Source organism: Microbulbifer taiwanensis (genome assembly GCF_014904815.1).
Taxonomy (GTDB): Bacteria; Pseudomonadota; Gammaproteobacteria; order Pseudomonadales; family Cellvibrionaceae; genus Microbulbifer; species Microbulbifer taiwanensis.
Map to the genome: position 1 here is coordinate 38,213 of NZ_JACZFR010000014.1, position 20,209 is coordinate 58,421.

The following is a 20,209-nucleotide window of genomic DNA, read 5'->3' on the forward strand; positions in this document are numbered from 1 at the left end:
TGAATGTCCTGTTATTCGGGATCAACGAGAGCCATGCCAACACTCGATCTACAGGCACTGCGCGCCTTTGTGTGCGGCATCGAGCTGGACAGTTTCGCGCTGGCCGCCCGCCGGCTGCACCGCTCCACCTCCGCGGTCAGCGCGCAGTTGAAGAAACTGGAGCGACAGGTGGGCAGCCCGCTGGTCCAGAAGCGGGGTCGCCGGCTGGTGCCCACAAGAAGCGGCGAACTGTTGCTGAGCTACGCGCGCCAACTGCTGGCGCTCAATGACGAAGCCCTACAGGCGGTCGGCGACGCGGAGCTGGCGGGCGAGTTGCGTTTTGCGGCCCAGGAAGACTTCGGCGAAAGCCTGCTGGCCGAGGTGTTGGGGCGCTTCGCGCGGGCACACCCGCAGGTGCAACTGTCGACCTTTGTGGGGCGCAATGCGGACTTGCTGGACGGCTTGCGCGGGGGGCGCTTCGACCTCGCCCTGGGGTGGGGCGAGCCGCAACCCGGCCTGAACAGCGAGCGTCTATTGCAGGCGCCGCTGCGCTGGTTGGCGGCGGCAGACTTTCCGCTGCCGGAGCAGGCCAACGGCGATAATCCAGTGCCGCTGGTGATGTTCGAGCGCCCCTGCATCATGCGCGCGCGCGCCACCGAAGCGCTGGACCGCGCTGGTATCCGCTGGCGAGTCGTTCACACCAGCCACAGCCTGAGCGGTATCTGGGCGGCGGTGAAGGCGGGTCTCGGCATTACACTGCGCAGCGACTTCGGTCGGCCGCCCGGCCTGGTGGTTGCCGATCGCTTGCCGCCGCCCGGCAGCCTGGATCTGCAGATGCACCGGCTGCGCCCACAGGCCGCGGCGCAGGTCCAGCGGCTGGAGCAAATCGTGCGCGCGGCTCTAGAGCCCGGCGCCTGATTTCCGCCCACCGCTTTTGGTAGACTGTCGGATTACATCAACCGGTGCGGTCGTTCGCACTGGCGCGAGCAAAAACAGGAAGTACAACAACAACAGCGATGAAAAAAATAAACTGGTACCCATTGATCATCCTCGGCCTCCTCGCCCTGCTGGTGATCACCTTCGGCGCCCTGGTCGCCTCCCGCGCAACCCAGGGGCCTGCCCAGCACTTTACTGAGGGGGGCGACCAGGAAATATTCGAGTGGAAGCTCGTCACCACCTGGCCAAAAAACTTCCCCGGCCTCGGCAGTGCACCGGAGCGCTTTGCGAAAAAAGTCGATCTCATGTCCGGTGGTCGCCTGAAGATAAAAGTCTATGGTGCCGGTGAGCTGGTGCCGGCGATGGGCGTGTTTGGTGCCGTCTCCGAGGGCGCCGCGCAGATGGGCCACGGGGCCGCCTATTACTGGAAGGGCAAGGTGCCGGCCGCACAATTCTTTACCGCGGTACCTTTCGGTCTCAATGCGCAGGAGATGAACGGCTGGCTGCACCACGGTGGAGGCCTTGAGCTGTGGGAAGAGGTCTACGCACCTTTTGATTTGATACCTATGGCCGGTGGCTCTACCGGCGTGCAGATGGCGGGCTGGTTCAACAAGCAGATCAACACGGTTGAAGACCTGAAGGGTCTGAAGATGCGCATCCCCGGCCTCGGCGGCGAGGTACTGAACCGCGCCGGCGGCACTGCAGTGACCATTCCCGGCGGAGAGCTGTACACCGCGCTGCAGACAGGCGTGATAGATGCAACCGAGTGGGTGGGCCCCTACAACGACCTGGCTTTCGGTTTCTACCAGATCGCCGACTACTACTACTATCCGGGCTGGCACGAGCCGGGATCCATCCTCGAATTTATCGTCAACAAGACCGCCTTCGAGAAGCTGCCGAAAGATTTACAGGAAATCGTCCGCACCGCCGCCCGCGATGCCAATCAGGACATGCTCGACGAGTACACGGCGCGCAACAACCGCGCGCTGAAGGAACTGGTGGAGAAGCACGGAGTGCAGCTCAAGCGACTGCCGGCAGATGTCATAGCGCACCTGAGGACAATCAACACCGAGATAATGGAAGAGACTGCGGCCGAGGATCCGCAGTTTGCCCGTGTCTACGAGGCTTTCAGGGAATTTGAGCAGCAGGTGATCCCCTATCACCAGATCAGTGAGGAGGCCTACTACCAGGCGCGGGCGCTGGAAGAAAATTGAAAACCGCGAAGTCTGTGAAGTGAACTGGACTGGCGTCGGAAAAAATCCGGTTGAATTTCCATAATTATAAATAAGTCACAATAGACAGCTTTCACATCCCCAATATATTCGAATAATCGGTGATCCGGTCGCAGCGTGACCGGAATAACATCAAGAAGAACCCAGGGGGATTGAATGAAGACTCTGTTGCGGCTGTCTTTTGCAGCCATTTTTGCCGCGCTCGTCGGCTGTGCCACTCCGCAGGTTCCAGTACCGCTGGACCAGAGCTTTTACACTGCGGACAAGAAGACGGTCGGTCTGATGCTGGAAGCTCCGAAGGCGCCGGGCTTGGCGCTCGAGGGCAATATCGGCCTGCTCGACTACGCGATCATCGCTGCGGCCACCAGCTCACTGACAGACCATATCGAGGGCCAGGACCTGGGGGAGTTTCTTGCCGTGGCGGAAGAGCTGAGCCAGAACCTGGAAAATGAAGGTTTCGAACTGGTTCGACTTCAAGTACCTGAAAAAGCCCCAAAGCTGGCCAAGTTCAAGGACCCGGACGGCAAGGACACCACCTACTTCGCGGCGAAGGATCACCGTACTCTCGCGGATCAGTATCAGGTGGATTACCTGCTGAAACTCACCGCCACTCGCGCCGGCCTGGCCAGGCCCTATTACGGTTTTATCCCCACTGATGCCCCGCGCGCAGTGTTCAATGTGCACGGTGAAATGATCGATATGTCGTCCAACCAGTTGCTCTGGTACTCGGATATCGCCCACTCTGCCTACGCCACCGGAGAATGGGATGAGGGCCCGAGTTTCCCCGGTCTGACCAACACCTACTATGTCGTAATGAATAAGGCCAAGCAGGATGTGCTCGGTGCGCTGGCGAAGCGCGAGAGCGCTACCGGTACCCTGGCCCTCAATGACGACGAAGAAGCAGAGGCGACAGAGAGTTCGGAAACTCCGGCCGAAAGCCAACAATAACAATAATCCGGAACGGCGGCGTCCTTTGACGCCGCCGATACAGATATGAAAACAATAAAAATTCTCGCGCTGGCCGGCGCCCTGCTGTCCGGCTGTGCGCACACCTCCAAATACCATATCGCCAGTGGCGACCTGCACAGTATCCAGAACCTCGATCACATTTATCTCGAAGTTGAACCGCTGGAAAACGGACCACTGAGCGTGGAAATTCACCCGGAGCCCTGGCGTTACCATGCTGCGGCCTCCCACGTTGCTGCCGCGCAGTACTCGACCCCGCCGCCGCCTCCGGGCACCAGCACCGGCCAGGCTGCCGCGGCGGGGGTGGCCGGTGGATTGATCGGTACATTAATTGTCCGCGAGATGGCCAAGAGCCAGGCTTTGTCGGCGGCACAGGAGCCGGCTCAACCATTGATCGAGGCGCTGGCGGGGCGCGCCATAGAGCGCGATGTGCGCGAGGCAGTGGTGGACGGATTGCTGACCTCGGACTTTGCCCAGGGCAATCCCCTTGAGTACGGCCCCCAGTCCGAAAAGGGCGCGCCGCGACTGCTGTTGCAGCCGTCGATCAAGCTGACCAATGGGCTGAATGTTCTGAAATTCAATATCAATGCCGAACTGCGCGCCGGCGGCAAGCTACCGCTGTACCGTAACTCTGTCGAGTACTGGTCTGCGGGCACCGGATACAGCGAAAAGCAGGAAAACCTGGCCTTCTGGAAGGCTTCCGATCTGGAGTTCTTCTACAGCGAGCTGGAGCAGGCGATTATGCACACATCCAGCTATCTGGCGCAGTCACTGGGGGGCACCCTACCAGAGGCGGAAGAGAAAGCGGCGACGCACAAGATCGCCGGCAATGATGGTTGGGTAATGATGCGCGGTAATCTGGTGCACAGCACTGATGAATTCACTGTGCTCAAAGACCTGCGCGGCAATATCAAGATTATCCGCGGCGCGCTGGTGCTTTGAATTTGGCCTGGGTGCCCGTTTTCACTGCGGTTCGCAGGTGCCCGCGGTGCGGTCATAGCGACCGCCCGCGTCCAGGCAACTATCCATCAACCAGAATTCAGCGTAGTGCATCCGCACCAGCAGCAGCGCCCCCAGGGCCATCAGCACCACTCCGGTCTTGGTGGCCCAGTGGCTCCAGCGCAGACGGGAATAGATCAATAGCAGCAGGCCGGCGGGTATCAGCAGTATGCCCGCCAGCACCAGCGTGTGTTCGAGAAATGATTCGATCATCCCACTTGTTATAGCACCCGGACGGGCTGGCGCGGGGCCTTGTCTCGGAAAAGGCTATTGTGCGCCGACGTGTTCCTGCGGCAGCGGAATAAATCTGACCAGCAGCAGTTTGTACACAAAGGCTCCGCCCAGCATCAAGAAGAAATAGTAGCGCCCCGCCAGTTCCGCCACGCGCAAATCTGCATCGAGTGCAGCCGGAATCAATGCGCAGAGTAAGAAGCTGAACAAGAGTGCACCCACTCGCAACAGGGCAGTGTACAGCTTGCTGCGGATCCTGCGTGCCAGCGCCATGCCGGCGTAGAAGGTGATGGTGGATATGGCGGCTATGGCCAGAGCGGTGATGGTCATTACTCACTTCCTTGTGGTTCTTCGATACCGGTATCAGGGAAAACCTGAGGGAAAGCCGGGCAAGGCACCAGAATATTCCAGGCGCCTATCCGCTATTCGGAATCTCTCTATTCCGGCAGCGGTCTTGTGCGCCCGCGGTCGTCTATGGCCACGAACACAAACTCGCCCTCGGTGACCTTTACCTGTTCACCGGAGTCTACTCGTGTCAGCCAGACTTCTACCATGGTTCTTATGGAGGAGCGGCCCGCCTCGAGGGTCTCGGCATAGCAGCTGACGGTGGAACCTACCGGTACCGGGCGCAGGAACACCATGCTGCCGACGGCGACGGTGGTGACGCGGCCGCGGGCGATGCTCTGGGCCAGGATGGCGCCGGCCAGGTCCATCTGCGACATCAGCCAGCCGGCAAAAACATCCCCCTGGGGATTGGTGTCCCGGGGCATAGTCTGGGTCTGCAGGGTCAGGGTGCCTGTAGGCTGCGGATTCTCATCGAGTGCGGACATCGATTGCTCACGAATTGTTAGAGTTATTCGGTACCGCCGGGGTTGGCGGGGTGGCGCATTCTAGCACAATTTGACCACCAAATAGCCAGTCGTCTCCCGGCAAAATCTGTCTCAGTTTGCGATCCTGTCCGGCAGCCAGGTGGCCAGCTCCGGCCACAGCGCCAGTAGGCAGAGCAGCAGCAGCTGGATGGCGATAAATGGCATTACGCCGCGGTATATGGCCCCGGTGGCTACACCGGCCGGCGCCACCCCGCGCAGGTAGAAGAGCGCAAAGCCGAAAGGTGGTGTCAGGAAGGAGGTTTGCAGGTTGATCGCGATCATGATGCCGAGCCACACAGGATCCACACCCATGGCCAGCAGCACCGGGCCGACGATGGGCACCACCACGAAGGTGATCTCGATAAAGTCGAGGATAAAGCCGAGCAGGAAGATCACCGCCATCACCAGCAGGGTCGCACCGACCACACCGCCTGGCAGGCTGTGGAAGATGCCGGTCACCAGCTCCTCGCCGTCGTAGCCGCGGAATACCAGGGAAAACAGCGAGGCGCCGATCAGTATCGCGAACACCATCGCGGTGACCTGCAGGGTGCTGCGCCCCACCTCGCCGGCGCGGGCCCAGTTCAGGGCGCCGCGGCTGCGGGCCAGTATGCCGGCGCCGAGGGCGCCCACCGCGGCCGCTTCGGTGGGCGTGGCGGCACCGCTGATGATGGAGCCCAGTACCAGCAGCATCAGGGCGATGGGCGGCAGCAGGCTCCGCAGCGTCTCCCCGAGATCGATCGTCTCGCTGTCGCCGGCCGGTGCCGCGGCCGGCTCGCGCCCGGCGACGAACAGCAGGTAGACGATATAGGCCGCCACCAGCAGCAGGCCGGGAATGATTGCGCCGATAAACAGGTCGCCGACGCTGACCGGTTGCGGGTTGAAGATGCCCGCAGACAGCTGTGCCTGCTGGTAGGCGTTGGAGAGGGTATCGCCGAGCAGCACCAGGGCGATGGACGGCGGGATTATCTGACCCAGGGTGCCGGTGGCGCAGATTGTGCCGGTGGCGAGCCGGGGCGAGTAGCCGCGCTTCAGCATGGTGGGCAGGGACATTAGGCCCATGGTCACCACTGTGGCACCGACGATACCGGTGCTGGCGGCCAGCAGCGCGCCCACTACCACTACAGAGACCGCCATGCCCGCCGGCACCCGCGCAAATACCCGCGCCAGGTTGACCAGCAGTTCCTCGGCGATGCGCGCCCGCTCCAGCATCACGCCCATCAGCACGAACAGTGGCACCGCCATCAGGGTACCGTTCTGCATGATGCCGTAGAGGCGGTCGGGAAAGGCGCGCAGCAGCTCCGCATCGAAGGCGCCGAAGACAATACCCAGCCCGGCCGCCAGCAGCGCCGTACCGCCGAGGGTGAAGGCCACCGGGTAGCCGAACATCAACAGGCCGCACACGGCGGCAAACATCAGCAGGGGGACCAGCTCCATCATGCGCCGGCCTCCTCTGCTTCCCGGTGGCAGACTTGTTTGGCGATGGGGCACGGGGTGTCTGTGCTGGAGGCCTGCATCAGCTGTGCCAGGGCACGGCCGAACTGCGCCAGTCCCTGCAGCGCCAGGGTGAACGCCGCCAACGGAATCAGGCTCTTGAGCAGGAAGACCCCGGGCAGGCCGCCGGCACTGGCGCTGGATTCGAGCACTGCCCAGCTGCTGGCGGCGAAATGCCAGCTTCCCACCAGGATAAAGGCGCACACCGGTAGCAGGAACACCAGTGTGCCCACGGCATTGACCCAGGCCTTGCCGCGTTCGCCCATGCGGCGATAGAAGACGTCCACCCGCACATGGGCGTCGGCATGCAGGGCGTAGGCCAGGCCCAGCATAAAGGCGGCGCCGTGCAGATAGACCACTGCATCCTGCAGCGCCACCGAACCGCCGTCGAAGCCGTAGCGCAATATCACCACTGCACTCTGCAGCAGCACCATTGCCAGGGTGAACCAGCCAAGTAGGTGGCCGGCGCGGCTGGCCAGCCGGTCGAGGAAGCGCGCGCTCCCGAGCAGAAGGGACATGGGGAGATCTCTCAGTACATCTTATTTTTGTCGTGTGAACGGAAGCCTACCGCCTAGGCGGATTCGGCGCCAGCTGTACTATCTGGCGATCTGTAACCTTTTTGTCATCTTTCATTCATAGAATCGTCACCCGTTCTACATAGCATCGCCGCGTGAACCCAATACACACACTGGAGTTATCCATGAACAAACGCCCTGTTGCCAAGAAAATAGTGGCTTCGTCCCTGGCGGCACTGACTATCGCCGCGTCCCAGGCGGCCATGGCGGCCCGCGATCATATCAGCATCGTCGGCTCTTCCACCGTCTACCCCTTTACCACCACCGTAGCCGAGCGCTTCAGCCGCGCGACCCAGTTCAAGACTCCGGTTGTGGAATCCACTGGTACCGGCGGTGGCATGAAGTTGTTCTGCCAGGGTGTGGGCGAGAACACCGCAGACATCACCGGCGCCTCTCGCCGCATCAAGCAGTCCGAACTGGACATGTGTAACGACAACGGCGTCGATGTGGTCGAGGTACAGGTCGGCTTCGACGGCATAGTCCTGGCCAACGCCAAGACCGCCAAGCCGTTTGAACTGAGCCGCAAGGACATTTTCCTGGCCCTGGCCAAGGAAGTACCGAATCCTGACGGTTCCGAGATGCTGGTTGAAAACCCCTACAAGACCTGGAAAGACGTGAATCCGGCCCTGCCGAATGCCAAGATCGAAGTCCTGGGCCCGCCCCCGACATCCGGCACCCGCGACGCTTTTGCCGAACTGGCGATGGAAGGCGGCTGCAAGAAGTTTGACTGGATCGCAGCCAAGAAGAAAGAAGACAAGAACGCCTATAAGGCCATCTGCCACACAGTGCGTGAAGACGGTGCCTATGTGGAAGCCGGCGAGAACGACAACCTGATCGTGAACAAGCTGGTGGCCAACCCGAATGCGCTGGGTATCTTCGGCTTCAGCTTCCTGGACCAGAACGCCGACAAGGTGCAGGGCTCCCTGATCGAAGGCAACGCGCCGACATTCGACTCCATTGCCGAGCAGAGCTACCCGGTTTCCCGTCCGCTGTTTATCTACGTGAAGAAGGCCCATGCCGACGTGGTTCCGGGCATCAAGCAATTCCTGGCCGAATTCACCAGCGAGCGCGCCTGGGGTGATGAGGGCTACCTGGCCGACAAGGGCATGATCCCGCTGCCCACCGCCAAGCGCCAGCAGGTTGCCACCGACGTGCGCAAGCTGAATGCCCTGAGCAACCTGGCTGCGAAATAAGACCGATTCCGGAAAAACACCAAGTAAACGGACTTACCGGCCAAGCCCGAGAGGGCTTGGCTTTTCTTATATCTGCGCACAATGCAAACGCAACAAAAAGTCCGGATAATGCCGGCAATAAACCTGATGGCACGGTAAATTGATGCAAACACCTACCTTGTTCGCCCTGCTATTGCTGCTGGTACTGGTGGCCTATGGCACTGGCTTCAGTCGCGCGCTGGCGGCCGCGCGGAGCCGCGGCGGAATGCGCAACCTGTCTTCGCTGCCCAGCTATTACGGCCTGCACACCGCGCTCTGGTGCGGCCTGCCGGCGCTGCTGCTGCTGGGCGCCTGGCTCGCTTTCGACGACGCGATCATCCGCGCGCTGGTGATGAACGGCATCGCCGACAAACCGGACACCATCGCCGGGCAGAACCTGCTCTACGCGCAGATACAGAACCTGGCCGCTGGCCATCTGTTCGGCGACGCGTCGCCACAGGTGCAGGCCGCCGCCGAGCGCCTGAGCAGTCTGCAGAGCGGTTCGCGCAACCTGCAGGCGGCGCTGAGCCTGATACTGGCCAGCGGTCTCGGCGCCTTCGCGGCGCTGCGCTTTTCGCCGGAGCTGCGCGCCCGCGAAAAGGTGGAAAAGGTCCTGCGCGGTGTGCTGATCACCTGCGCCTGCGCCGCCATTTTTACCACCGTCGGCATTCTGCTGTCGGTGCTGTTCGAGTCCCTGCGCTTCTTCCAGTCTGTGCCGGTGACCGAATTCCTGTTCGGCCTGCACTGGAGTCCGCAGATGGCCCTGCGCGCGGACCAGGTGGGTTCCAGCGGCGCCTTCGGCGCCGTGCCCCTGTTCACCGGTACCCTGATGGTCTCCGCCATCGCCATGTTCGTGGCGGTACCGGTGGGCCTGATGTCCGCTATCTACCTGGCCGAGTACGCCAGCAAGCGGGTGCGCGCCATCGCCAAGCCGATTATCGAAATTCTCGCCGGTGTCCCCACGGTTGTTTACGGCTTCTTCGCCGCCCTGACGGTCGCGCCCTTTATTCGCGACCTGGCCAACTCCGTGGGCCTGCAGGCCTCCAGTGAGAGCGCCCTGGCCGCCGGCCTGGTGATGGGCATCATGATTATTCCGTTCATCTCGTCCCTGTCCGACGATGTGATCAATGCGGTGCCCCAGTCTCTGCGCGATGGCTCCCTGGGCCTGGGATCCACCCGCTCCGAGACGGTGCGAAAGGTGGTCATTCCGGCGGCCCTGCCGGGGATCGTCGGCGGTGTGCTGCTGGCGGTATCCCGCGCGATCGGCGAGACGATGATCGTGGTGATGGCCGCGGGCCTGGCCGCCAATCTGACCGCCAACCCGCTGGAGTCGGTGACCACCGTGACGGTGCAGATAGTCACCCTGCTGGTGGGCGACCAGGAGTTCGACAGCCCCAAGACCCTGGCCGCCTTTGCCCTGGGCCTGATGCTGTTCGTTTCCACCCTGGTACTGAACTTTATCGCCCTGCACGTAGTGAAAAAATACCGGGAACAGTATGACTGATTCGACCCAAACCAATTTGACGCAGCAGCAGGTACGCGAGCGCATAGAGCAGCGTCTCGCCAGTCGTCACCGCAAGGAAAAACTCTTTCGCGGCCTGGGTATCGCCAGTATCGCCTTTGGCGTGCTCGCGGTAGTGGTCCTGTTCACCGATATCATCGGCAAGGGCAGCGGCGCCTTCGTGCAGAGCGCGATAGAGTTGCGCGTGCACTACGACCAGCAGGTGCTGGGTATCGACGAGGTGGACGACGAGAGCCTGGCCTGGGCCAACTTTACCGGCGTGATCCGCGAATCCCTGCGCGAGCGTTTTCCGGAGGTGAGTGGTCGCGGCGAGAAGCGCGAGCTCTACAGCCTGGTCTCCACCGGTGCGCCCTTCACCCTGCGCGACCGCCTCAGGGCCAACCCGGAACTGCTCGGCAAGACCGAAACCCTGTGGCTGGCCGCCGACGACGACGTGGACACCTTCGTCAAGAGCCTGTCCGATACCGAGGAGGGCTTTCGCGGCCGCACGTCGGAGCAGAAGGCCGGCTGGATACAGCAACTGCTGGGCAGCGGCGAAATGAAGAAGCGCTTCAACAGCACCTTCTTTACCAACGGCGACTCGCGAGAGCCGGAGCAGGCCGGTATCCGCGCCGCGCTGATGGGCTCCCTGTTCACTCTGCTGGTGACCCTGGCGCTGTCCTTCCCGATCGGTGTGGCCGCGGCCATCTATCTCGAGGAGTACGCACCCAAGAACAGGTGGACTGACCTGATTGAGGTGAATATCAACAACCTCGCTGCGGTGCCGTCCATCGTTTTCGGCCTGCTGGGCCTGGCGATCTTTATCAATTTCTTCGAGCTGCCGCGTTCGGCGCCATTGGTGGGCGGCCTGGTACTGACGCTGATGACATTGCCGACCATCATCATTTCCAGCCGCGCCGCACTGAAGGCGGTGCCGCCGTCCATCCGCGAGGCAGCCATGGGCATGGGCGCCTCGCGCATGCAGGTGGTCTTCCACCACGTGCTGCCGCTGGCGATGCCGGGGATGCTCACCGGCGCCATCATCGGTATGGCGCAGGCCCTGGGCGAGACGGCGCCGCTGCTGATGATCGGCATGGTGGCCTTTATCGTCGACGTGCCCGGTGGCGTTACCGATCCGGCCACGGTACTGCCGGTTCAGATTTTCCTCTGGGCCGACAGCCCCGAGCGCGCCTTCGTCGAGCGCACTTCCGCCGCGATCATGGTGCTGCTCAGCTTCCTGATCGTGATGAATACCAGCGCGGTGCTGCTGCGCAAGAAACTCGAGCGCCGCTGGTAGCGGCCCCGCACCGCAAACCGAGTGCTAAGATAACGGGATTATTTATGAACACCATGACCCTGGACGCCGCCGGAGCCGAGCCGGCAAAGCCCGAATCAGTGGAAAGAAAAGCCGTGGATACCCTGACCAAGGTGCGCGAAACAGTGGGCCAGCCGCTGTGCGACGACGCCAAGCTGCGCATGCGCAACGTCAACGTCTTCTACGGCGAGGCCCAGGCCATTCACGATGTGAGCCTGGATATCGGCCGCAACGAGGTGGTGGCGATGATAGGCCCGTCCGGCTGTGGCAAGTCCACCTTCCTGCGCTGCCTGAACCGCATGAACGACACCATCGAGGGCTGTCGCGTCGAGGGTGAACTGTCCCTCGATGACGAACCCATCTACGGCCCCAGGGTGGACGTGGTACCGCTGCGCGCGCGGGTGGGCATGGTGTTCCAGAAGCCGAATCCCTTTCCCAAGTCCATCTACGACAATGTCGCCTATGGCCCCAAGATCCACGGTATCGCCAGCCGCCGCGCGGAACTGGACGAGATCGTCGAGAACAGCCTGCGTCGTGCCGGTCTGTGGAACGAAGTGAAGGACCGCCTGGACAAACCCGGCACCGGTCTCTCCGGCGGCCAGCAGCAGCGCCTGTGTATCGCCCGCGCCATTGCCGTCAGCCCGGAAGTGATCCTGATGGACGAGCCCTGCTCGGCTCTGGATCCCATCGCCACCGCGCGCATCGAGGAGCTGATCGACGAGCTGCGCGAGAACTACACTATCGCGATAGTGACCCACTCGATGCAGCAGGCCGCGCGGGTCAGCCAGCGCACCGCCTATTTCCACCTGGGCCATCTGGTGGAGGTCAACGATACCGAGACGGTATTCACCAATCCGCAACACGAATTGACCGAGGCCTACATCACCGGCCGTTTCGGTTGATCAGAGGGAGACCAATATGGAAATGCATTTCGATCAACACATCTCCCGTCAATTCAACGAGGACCTGGAAAGCATCAAGACCGAGATGCTGGAAATGGGTGGCATGGTCGCTCGCCAGGTGGCCGATTCGGTGGATGCCCTGTCCAACGCCGACAGCGAGCTGGCGGAAAAGGTACTGCGTGTCGAGGAGGAGATAGACAAACGGGAGATGGCGTTGGACGAACACGCCACCCTGATCATCGCCAAACGCCAGCCGGCGGCCTCAGATTTGCGCATGGTGATGTCGGTGACCCGCATCGCCCGCGACCTGGAGCGCGTCGGTGACGAGGCGCAAAAAATCGCCAAGATGGCCATAGCCCTGACCGACGAGGGCACCTCACCGCGCGGCTACACCGAGATACGCCATATCGCCAACGCCGTGCGCAAGATGCTCAACGATTCTCTCGACGCCTATACCCGCTTCGACGTCGATTCCGCAATGCGCACTCTGGCGGAAGATGAGCAGGTGGATATGGACTACCGCACCGCAGTACGCGAGCTGATCACCTATATGATGGAAGATCCGCGCAGCATCTCGCGGGTGATCAATGTCCTCTGGACTCTGCGATCCCTGGAACGCATCGGAGACCACGCCAAGAATATCTGTGAGCAGGTGGTCTACCTTGTGGAGGGCGCGGATATCCGCCACGGCCACGAGGACAAATTGAAAAAAATCTGATTACAGCTTTCGCAGAAGTGAGATTGTCCAGTTGAATCAAAAATGGCCGCGCAAAGCGGCCATTTTTTATGGTGGCGACACGGATGCCATGCCGATGAAATATATTTTCGAAGTCCATATCAAGGAGGGCCACACCGCCGAGGAGTACGCTAGAGCCTGGGTGCGCGCCTCCGAACTGATCCAGCGGGCCCCCGGTGCGCTGGGCACCGAGCTGCATCGCAAGATCGGTGACCCGACCACCCTGATTGCCATTGCCAGCTGGGATAGCAAGGCACACCGGGATGCCATGGAGGCGAATCGCGACCCGGAGATCGACGAGATCATCCGCGCCGCGGCCCCCTTTGTCGAAGTGCGGCCAATCGGCGAGTTCGAGACGCCGGAATGGGTGGTAAACCCACCGGACAGGCAGTGTTGAAATAGTTTCAGGTGTTAGCGTCTGTAGCCGGGCAAATATCGCGCGAAACAATTCATTTACCGTTCAGGAAAAATCCTTAGAATGCGCGGCTCCTATCGGAACTACAGTTAAACAAGGAAATTGTGATGAAATTCAAATTTGCCGCGCTTCCCCTGATGGTCTTCGCAGCCTCTGCAGCCGCGGAAGAATACACCTCCATCTCTGAAGCCAACTACACCAATACTGAGTACGCTTCCACCGATACCGACCGTTTCGATATCGGTACCACCTATTTCTTTGCCCCCAAGGAAAGCCTGGGCCCGCTGAAAGAGTTTGAATACATCAACAAGGTAACCAATATCGGAGCCGGCTACAGCTACCTGGATTTCGATGGTGGCGACGCGGATACCCTGAACGTTCGTGGTGAATATTTCACAGCCAGTGGTTTTGTTTTCGGCGCTTCCTATTCCGATACCAGTTTTGATTCGGATTTTCAATCCGGAGATTCTGACAGCCACACCCTGTCTGCCGGCTACCTTTTTAATCCGGATTTCCTCGCCCAGGTACACCGCGTGAAGGGCGATGATAGCGATGCTGTTTACTTTGCGGACCTGCGCTACAACCACCGCCTGAGCGGCAATGACTATATCGGCTTCAACTTCGTTGCCGACGACGAGTTCGACAGCCGCACCCTGTCATCCAAGCTGTTCAAGGACCTGGGGGGGGAGACTTACCTGACTGCCAACGCGACCTATGTCAGCAACGACGATGCTGACAACTACTGGTCCGTCGGTGCCGAGTACTACTTTAGCAAGGAAACTTCCGTTTTTGCCGACTACGACGAAGTCGAAACTTTCGAGCTGGGTGTATCCCACTTCTTTAACCGCAATGTCGCCGGCAAGCTGGCTTACACCACCAACAACGACACCGACGTCGACGCATTCCTGCTGGGCGTAACCGTCCAGCTCTGATCGCCGGTTTCAGCCGGAAACGAAAAGGGCCGCATCGCGCGGCCCTTTTTTATTGTTACTGTTCCGTTATCCCTGATTCCCGATCGCCTGCATCCGCGCCTGCGCCTTGCTGCCGATATCCCCACCGGCGCTGGCCGCTGTCTGGTAGTGGCTGTAGGCATTCCTGGTATTGCCCTGCTTTTCGTACACCTGCCCCAGATAATAGTGGGCGTGCGGTGTCTCCAGGTAGCGTAGCGAGCGATTCAGGTCCCGCTCCGCGGCTGTATAGTCCTTCAATTGCGCGCTGACCATGCCGCGCTTGAGCCAGTTGGAGAAGAGTGAGGGGTTCTTCTGCACCGCGCGATCGTAGGCGCTGTGGGCACTCTTGTACTGCTTCTTGTGGGCCAGCAGATCGCCCTCGAGGGCGTAAAATGTCGCCTCCCTGGGCTGCTGCTTCTGCGCCTGCCGCACCAGGCTCAGGGCTCGGTCGTACTGCTTGTCGTTGATGGCCGCCATGGCGTCGTCGTAGCTCTTGTAGGCGTCGGCGTCACGTTTCAGCTGGGCTATCGCCTTCTGGTAGGCGGCGCGATTGCTGGTGCCGCCCTTCGGCAGCTGTTTGGCGTGCTGGATATTCGCGTCGACGCGCGACTGTGACGGCGGGTGGCTGGCGAAGAGCGCCTGCAGGCCGCCAGCCTGCCGGCCTTTGGACAGCTCGACAAACTTGCGCTGCAGCCGCACCGCGCCCTGGGAATCGTAGCCGGCCGCGGCCATGTATTTCATGCCGTACTGGTCCGACTCCAGCTCATTGCTGCGGCCGTAGCGGGCGATATAGGCGGAGCCCCCCAGCTGGCCGCCCAGCGTTACCAGGTCGCCATAGGCTGTTTCCCTGGTAGCGGCGCCGAGTACGGCCAGGCCGGCGCCGAGCACCTGCTGCTGGGACATGGCCGCGGCCGAGTGGCGCGCGGCGGCGTGGACTATTTCGTGGCCGAGCACGGCCGCCAGCTCGGCCTCATCTTCCAGCAATACCAGCAGGCCGCGGTTGACCGCTATCTTGCCGCCCGGCAGTGCCCAGGCATTGGGCACCGAGTTGTTCAGCACCACGAACTCGTAGGGCAGCTGTGGCTGGTCTGAGACCTTCGCCAGCTTCTGGCCGACGCGGTTGACATAGGATTGCAGAGCCGGGTCGATATTGTACTGGCCGCCCTGCTGCTGCTGGTTGATCGGGTATTGCTGCTCGCCCAGCGCCAGCTCCTGGCCCTGGGACATCAGCGACAGCTCCTGCTTGCCGGTGACCGGGTTGACGGCGCAGCCGGCCAGCAGCGATGCGACCAGGGCGGTCGCAACAGTATTGAATCTGAGTGTGCGCGAGATCATCGCCTCCTCCCTGTATAATGCTCGGTTTTACCGCGATCAATTGTACACAGTCCGGGGAGCGAGGTTATGACGGCACTTCAAGTTATCGAGTTATTCGCCGGTATCGACCCCGATGGCGAGCCGGTGGTAGAGCGGCTGCAGGTGCGCGTCAACGAGGACGACAGCTGTCAGCTGGTGCGCTCGCCGGCCTTTATCAAGGGCATCGCCAGCGGCGACACCATCAAGGTGAATAAAGATGACCAGCAGTTCGAACTGGTCAAACGCTCCGGCAACCTGGCGCTGAGGGTCTTCTGCAAGACCGACAGCGCGGAGCTCTCGGACCGGCTGACCCCGCAACTGGAGAAGCTGGGCGGCGAGCTGGATATGGAGAGCCCGCGCCTGCTGGTCTACTCGATTCATGTCAGTTGCGGTTTCGACAAGATCGAGGGAATTCTCAACAGCGTCTGTGACGGCGCCAATAGTGTCTGGTACTACGGCAATGTCTACGATCCCCAGGATGGCCAGACGCCACTGAACTGGTGGCAGGATATCCTCAAGCCGGAATAGTCGCATTCAATTCCATCAATAACTCGTCATTCCGGCGCAGGCCGGAATCCAGTACCTCAGAAGCTGGGTCCCGGCCTGCGCCGGGATGACGACAACCAGTTAGTTACCCCAAGAAAGAAACATGTTAATCGTTATCTCCCCGGCCAAGACCCTCGATTACGACAGCGATATTCCCTCGCTGGAAACCACGCAGCCCGACTTCCTGAAGGAGTCCTCGGCGCTTATCGGGGAACTGCGGGCACTGAGTCCGCAGCAGATCTCCGGCCTGATGAAAATCTCCGACAAGCTGGGTGCACTGAACTACGATCGCTTCCAGCAGTGGAAGCGTCCCTTCACCGAGAAAAATGCCCGCCCCGCCCTGCTCGCCTTCAAGGGCGATGTGTACACGGGTCTCGAGGCCGGGACCATGGGCAAGCGGGATTTCAACTATGCGCAGAAACACCTGCGCATGCTCTCCGGGCTCTACGGCCTGTTGCGCCCGCTGGACCTGATGCAGCCCTACCGGCTGGAGATGGGTACCAGGTTCGCCAACGCGCGCGGTAAAAACCTGTACGAGTTCTGGGGCGACAGAATTACCCTGGCACTCAATGAACAGCTGCACAGCCTGAAGAGCAAAGAGCTGGTAAACCTGGCCTCCAACGAGTACTTCAAGTCGGTGCAGCCCGAGGCGCTGCAGGCGGACATCATCACCCCGCACTTCAAGGACCTGAAAAATGGCCAGTACAAGATGATCAGCTTTTTCGCCAAGAAGGCGCGCGGCATGATGAGTCGCTGGGCTGTGGACAACCGGGTAAAAAAGGCCGAGGAATTGAAAGGCTTCGATGTGGCCGGCTACGGATTCAATGCCGAAATGTCCAGGGGCAGCGACTGGGTCTTCACACGGGATGAGGCACTCTGATGGAACTGCCAGACGCGCCCTCCTGCGCGCGCAATCGCGAGCCGATACTGGAGCAGCTGCGGCGCCTGCTCGCCAGCAGCCGCCATGTGCTGGAAATCGGCAGCGGCACCGGCCAGCACGCGGTCTACTTTGCGCCGCGGCTGCCGCAGCTGGTCTGGCAGACCTCCGACCGCGCCGAAAACCTGCCCGCTATCAGCGCCTGGCTCGAGGCGGAGCCGGCGGACAACCTGCGCGCGCCGCTGGAACTGGATGTGAGCGGCGACTGGCCACCCATCGACGTCGACACTATTTTTACCGCCAACACCCTGCACATCATGTCCGCCGACTCGGTGCGGCTTTTTTTCCACAGGCTGCCGCAGGTCTTGCAGCCCGGCGGCCAGCTGATAGTGTACGGTCCGGTAAAGGTCGGCGGCGAATATATAGGTCCGACCAATGCGGACTTCGACCTGTGGCTGAAGGGCCGCGATCCGATGAGTGGTATCCGCGACCTGGAGTGGCTGGACCAGCTGGCGCTGGCAGTGGGCCTCGCGCGCGAAGAATTGCATTACCTGCCGGCCAACAACCAGCTTGTGGTCTGGCGCAGAAAAACGAAGGGGAGTTGAAATGCCAGAGTGGTTTGAAACAACGGTCATTATCGCATTTGCCATTGCCGCGGTATTTTTCTTTGCCAAATATCGCGAGACGGCCGCCGCCCTGCACGAGTGCGAGCGCATGAAGAATCGCCTATCCAACGACCTGGACCGCTACCGCGATATGCCGCGCCTGCGCGCCCTGCGCGACGCCCTGGTCTGTGCCGACTCGCTGCCGGTGGACGACGACGGCCGCGAACACCTGCTGCTGCGCGACGGCGAACTGCAGTTGCACCACCTGACCCTGCGCCGCCAGTGCAATGCGGTGGGCGAGGGGGAAGAAGTCTCCTATACAAAGAATGGCGAGGAAGTGGTGCTGGAGGAGTTGGAGTAACTCCCAACCCTGCAAGCGGATCGCTGTAGGAATCGGAATCGATCAGGCGGTGGCAACCGAACCCAGCTTCCGGGTCGGGAAGTGCAGCGTAAAGGTACTGCCGCGCCCCGGTGTGCTGTCGACACTCATCTCGGCGCTGTGGCGCAGCAGTACGTGCTTGACGATGGCGAGGCCGAGGCCGGTGCCGCCGCTGTCGCGGGAGCGACCGGCGTCGACGCGGTAGAAACGCTCGGTCAGGCGCGGGATATGGATGGGATCTATACCGATGCCACTGTCCCTGACCGCGAAGTGACCGCCGCGGTCGTCCACCCACCAGCGCATTTGTATCTGGCCGCCGTCGGGGCTGTACTTGACCGCGTTCAGGACCAGGTTGGCGAAGGCACTGTGCAGTTCGGTGGCGTCGCCGGTGATAGTCGTGTTCTGCTTGCAGTCCACGCCTATCTCATGGCGCCCGCCACTGAGGCTGCGCGCCTCCTGCGCCACTCTCTCCATCAGCTCTCCCACCGCAATCTGTTCTCGGCCGCTGTCGCGCTCCGAGGTTTCCAGGCGCGCCAGTAGTAGCAGGTCGTTCACCAGTGTGGTCATGCGCGCTGTCTGCTCGCACATCTGCGTCAGCGGTCGCTGCCAGCCCTTTGGCGCCTGGCCACTGCCGTCGAGCGTCTCCAGATAGCCGGCGATCACCGTCAGCGGTGTGCGCAACTCGTGGGATACATTGGCGACGAAATCGCGGCGCATCTGTTCCAGGTTGTGCAGTCGGGTGATGTCGCGAACTATGACGAGAGCCTCGTCGCGACCGTAGCGGGTCACTTCCAGCTGCAGTATGCGCGCATCGTTGCGCGGCGCCGGCAGGGTCAGTGGCCCGCTGGCGTCCTGGTTGTGCATATAGCGGACGAAACCGGGATCGCGTACGAAGTTGACCAGTGGCTGGCCGGCGTCGCTCGACTGCAACCCCAGCAGCTCGCCGGCGGCCGGGTTCCACCAGGCCAGGTTGCCGTCGTCCTCCAGTGCCACTATGCCTTCGCGCAGGGCGCTGGTGCTGTCCTGTACGCGGCGCAGCATCGCGTGCAGCTTCTGCTTCTCGCGTCGGTGGCGGCGCTGCAGGCGATAGAAGTCATCGGAGATGTCGCCCCAGATACCGAAGACGGTGGGGGCGGGGCCGCGGCGGCCATTGGCCAGCCAGCGATTGAAACGGCTCTGCTGCCAGAGTATCCAGCCCAGGTAGACTGCCAGGCCGATCGCGACGGACAGCAGCCACTGCCCACTGGCAAAACCGAAAATGGTGCAGCCGAGGGCGATTACCAGAAAGCGCGAAAACTCGCCGATACTGCGATCCAGCATAGAAGTGCCGTTTTATCTCACGGGTCGCAGGCGGGAATTGTGTCCCGGACCTGCGCCTTGGTGGAGTGCGGGTTTGCGCGGAATCTTACACTTTTTCCGCGGTTTGCACAGAAAAGCGGTAGCCGGTGCCGCGCACCGTCTGGATATAGCGATCGTGGCCGTCTACGGCCAGCGCCTTGCGCAGGCGGCGGATATGCACGTCCACGGTGCGCTCCTCCACATAGACGTTGCCGCCCCAGACGTGGTCCAGCAGCTGGGTGCGGGTGTAGGCGCGTTCCTGGTGGGAGAGGAAAAAAGTCAGCAGGCGGAATTCGGTCGGTCCCATATCCACCGCCTGGCCGCTGATGGTGACTCTGTGGCTGAGGGGATCCAGCACCAGGCCGCCGGCGCTCAGCGGCTCCTCCGGCGTCGAGGGCCCGGCGCGGCGCAGTACCGCCTTCAGGCGCGCGACCAGTTCGCGCGGCGAGAAGGGCTTGGTGATGTAGTCGTCGGCGCCGGTTTCCAGGCCCTTGATCTTGTGGTCTTCCTCGCCCTTGGCGGTGAGCATGATGATCGGCAGGGCCGAGGTCAGTTCGTCGCGCTTCAGGCGGCGGGCCAGTTCGACTCCGGACACGTCCGGCAGCATCCAGTCCAGCAGTATCAGGTCGGGCTTCTCGTCGATGACCAGTGCGTGGGCCTCCTGGGCGTTCTCCGCCTCGATAACGCGGTAGTCCGCCATTTCCAGTGCCACGCGCAACATGTCGCGCACCGGTGCTTCGTCGTCGACTATCAGGATCGTTTTGCTGTGCATCTGCCCGCCATACCCGCTACTTGTGTCAGTT

At 61.7% G+C, this 20,209-nt stretch carries 23 protein-coding genes; 15 read left to right on the forward strand and 8 right to left on the reverse strand.

From position 1 onward, the window contains the following. The first annotated feature begins 33 nt into the window (after positions 1-33). The 4 genes from IG627_RS05165 (at position 34) to IG627_RS05180 (ending at position 4,055) form a co-directional block, all read left to right on the forward strand. Positions 34-897: a LysR substrate-binding domain-containing protein gene (locus IG627_RS05165; protein WP_193190656.1), complete on the forward strand. Its 864-nt coding sequence runs from the start codon at positions 34-36 to the stop codon at positions 895-897. A 98-nt stretch (positions 898-995) separates the two neighbouring features. Next, complete coding sequence (locus IG627_RS05170; RefSeq protein WP_193190657.1) at positions 996-2,129, forward strand: TRAP transporter substrate-binding protein; 1,134 nt, start codon at positions 996-998, stop codon at positions 2,127-2,129. A 174-nt stretch (positions 2,130-2,303) separates the two neighbouring features. Then, positions 2,304-3,095 carry a hypothetical protein gene (locus tag IG627_RS05175; protein ID WP_193190659.1) on the forward strand — a complete coding sequence of 264 codons (792 nt, stop codon included), beginning with the start codon at positions 2,304-2,306 and terminating at the stop codon, positions 3,093-3,095. 45 nt (positions 3,096-3,140) lie between these two features. Further along, positions 3,141-4,055: a hypothetical protein gene (locus IG627_RS05180; RefSeq protein WP_193190661.1), complete on the forward strand. Its 915-nt coding sequence runs from the start codon at positions 3,141-3,143 to the stop codon at positions 4,053-4,055. A gap of 21 nt (positions 4,056-4,076) precedes the next feature. On the opposite strand, the gene IG627_RS05185 is transcribed toward IG627_RS05180, so the two are convergent. The 5 genes from IG627_RS05185 to IG627_RS05205 form a co-directional block, all read right to left on the reverse strand. Continuing rightward, entirely contained in the window at positions 4,077-4,325 is a 249-nt protein-coding gene (locus IG627_RS05185; protein WP_193190663.1) for a hypothetical protein, read from the reverse strand. Between the two features lie 54 nt (positions 4,326-4,379). Then, complete coding sequence (locus IG627_RS05190; RefSeq protein ID WP_193190664.1) at positions 4,380-4,673, reverse strand: hypothetical protein; 294 nt, start codon at positions 4,671-4,673, stop codon at positions 4,380-4,382. A gap of 107 nt (positions 4,674-4,780) precedes the next feature. Further along, a complete protein-coding gene (locus IG627_RS05195) occupies positions 4,781-5,173 on the reverse strand; it encodes an acyl-CoA thioesterase (RefSeq protein WP_193190666.1) in 393 nt (130 codons plus the stop codon). Positions 5,174-5,284: 111 nt separating this feature from the next. Continuing rightward, entirely contained in the window at positions 5,285-6,649 is a 1,365-nt protein-coding gene (locus IG627_RS05200) for a TRAP transporter large permease (RefSeq protein WP_193190668.1), read from the reverse strand. Further along, entirely contained in the window at positions 6,646-7,221 is a 576-nt protein-coding gene (locus IG627_RS05205; RefSeq protein ID WP_193190670.1) for a TRAP transporter small permease subunit, read from the reverse strand. The genes IG627_RS05200 and IG627_RS05205 overlap by 4 nt, the downstream gene beginning before the upstream one ends. Positions 7,222-7,403: 182 nt before the next feature. On the opposite strand from IG627_RS05205, the gene IG627_RS05210 reads away from it, so the two are divergent. The 7 genes from IG627_RS05210 to IG627_RS05240 all read left to right on the forward strand — a co-directional run bounded on the left by IG627_RS05210 (position 7,404) and on the right by IG627_RS05240 (position 14,290). Then, a complete protein-coding gene (locus tag IG627_RS05210) occupies positions 7,404-8,471 on the forward strand; it encodes a PstS family phosphate ABC transporter substrate-binding protein (protein WP_193190672.1) in 1,068 nt (355 codons plus the stop codon). Between the two features lie 142 nt (positions 8,472-8,613). Beyond that, a complete protein-coding gene (gene pstC, locus IG627_RS05215; RefSeq protein ID WP_193190674.1) occupies positions 8,614-9,993 on the forward strand; it encodes a phosphate ABC transporter permease subunit PstC in 1,380 nt (459 codons plus the stop codon). Further along, entirely contained in the window at positions 9,986-11,287 is a 1,302-nt protein-coding gene (pstA, locus tag IG627_RS05220; protein ID WP_193190676.1) for a phosphate ABC transporter permease PstA, read from the forward strand. The genes pstC and pstA overlap by 8 nt, the downstream gene beginning before the upstream one ends. Before the next feature lie 44 nt (positions 11,288-11,331). Beyond that, on the forward strand, positions 11,332-12,207 hold the full coding sequence (gene pstB / locus IG627_RS05225) for a phosphate ABC transporter ATP-binding protein PstB (protein WP_193190677.1): 876 nt from the start codon (positions 11,332-11,334) through the stop codon (positions 12,205-12,207). Between the two features lie 16 nt (positions 12,208-12,223). Then, entirely contained in the window at positions 12,224-12,925 is a 702-nt protein-coding gene (phoU, locus tag IG627_RS05230) for a phosphate signaling complex protein PhoU (protein WP_193190679.1), read from the forward strand. A 94-nt stretch (positions 12,926-13,019) separates the two neighbouring features. Further along, entirely contained in the window at positions 13,020-13,340 is a 321-nt protein-coding gene (locus IG627_RS05235; protein ID WP_193190681.1) for an antibiotic biosynthesis monooxygenase family protein, read from the forward strand. 125 nt (positions 13,341-13,465) lie between these two features. Next, positions 13,466-14,290: a putative porin gene (locus IG627_RS05240; RefSeq protein WP_193190683.1), complete on the forward strand. Its 825-nt coding sequence runs from the start codon at positions 13,466-13,468 to the stop codon at positions 14,288-14,290. A gap of 66 nt (positions 14,291-14,356) precedes the next feature. On the opposite strand, the gene IG627_RS05245 is transcribed toward IG627_RS05240, so the two are convergent. Further along, on the reverse strand, positions 14,357-15,643 hold the full coding sequence (locus tag IG627_RS05245) for a M48 family metalloprotease (RefSeq protein WP_193190685.1): 1,287 nt from the start codon (positions 15,641-15,643) through the stop codon (positions 14,357-14,359). 66 nt (positions 15,644-15,709) lie between these two features. Here IG627_RS05245 and IG627_RS05250 point away from each other — a divergent pair, with 66 nt between their 5' ends. The 4 genes from IG627_RS05250 to IG627_RS05265 all read left to right on the forward strand — a co-directional run bounded on the left by IG627_RS05250 (position 15,710) and on the right by IG627_RS05265 (position 18,050). Continuing rightward, the gene (locus tag IG627_RS05250; RefSeq protein ID WP_193190687.1) at positions 15,710-16,189 is read left to right on the forward strand and encodes a DUF4265 domain-containing protein; all 480 of its coding nucleotides are present in this window, start codon (positions 15,710-15,712) and stop codon (positions 16,187-16,189) included. Positions 16,190-16,310: 121 nt separating this feature from the next. Then, positions 16,311-17,087 (forward strand): peroxide stress protein YaaA, encoded by a 777-nt coding sequence (gene yaaA / locus IG627_RS05255; protein WP_193190689.1) that lies wholly within the window; start codon positions 16,311-16,313, stop codon positions 17,085-17,087. Beyond that, positions 17,087-17,689: a DUF938 domain-containing protein gene (locus IG627_RS05260; RefSeq protein WP_193190691.1), complete on the forward strand. Its 603-nt coding sequence runs from the start codon at positions 17,087-17,089 to the stop codon at positions 17,687-17,689. Before yaaA ends, IG627_RS05260 begins: the two co-directional genes overlap by 1 nt. Before the next feature lies 1 nt (position 17,690). After that, positions 17,691-18,050 carry a hypothetical protein gene (locus tag IG627_RS05265; RefSeq protein WP_193190693.1) on the forward strand — a complete coding sequence of 120 codons (360 nt, stop codon included), beginning with the start codon at positions 17,691-17,693 and terminating at the stop codon, positions 18,048-18,050. Between the two features lie 42 nt (positions 18,051-18,092). Here IG627_RS05265 and phoR read toward each other — a convergent pair whose 3' ends face one another. After that, positions 18,093-19,388 carry a phosphate regulon sensor histidine kinase PhoR gene (gene phoR, locus IG627_RS05270; RefSeq protein ID WP_193190695.1) on the reverse strand — a complete coding sequence of 432 codons (1,296 nt, stop codon included), beginning with the start codon at positions 19,386-19,388 and terminating at the stop codon, positions 18,093-18,095. Between the two features lie 85 nt (positions 19,389-19,473). Continuing rightward, positions 19,474-20,178 (reverse strand): phosphate regulon transcriptional regulator PhoB, encoded by a 705-nt coding sequence (gene phoB, locus IG627_RS05275; RefSeq protein WP_193190697.1) that lies wholly within the window; start codon positions 20,176-20,178, stop codon positions 19,474-19,476. Between the last annotated feature and the right edge of the window lie 31 nt (positions 20,179-20,209).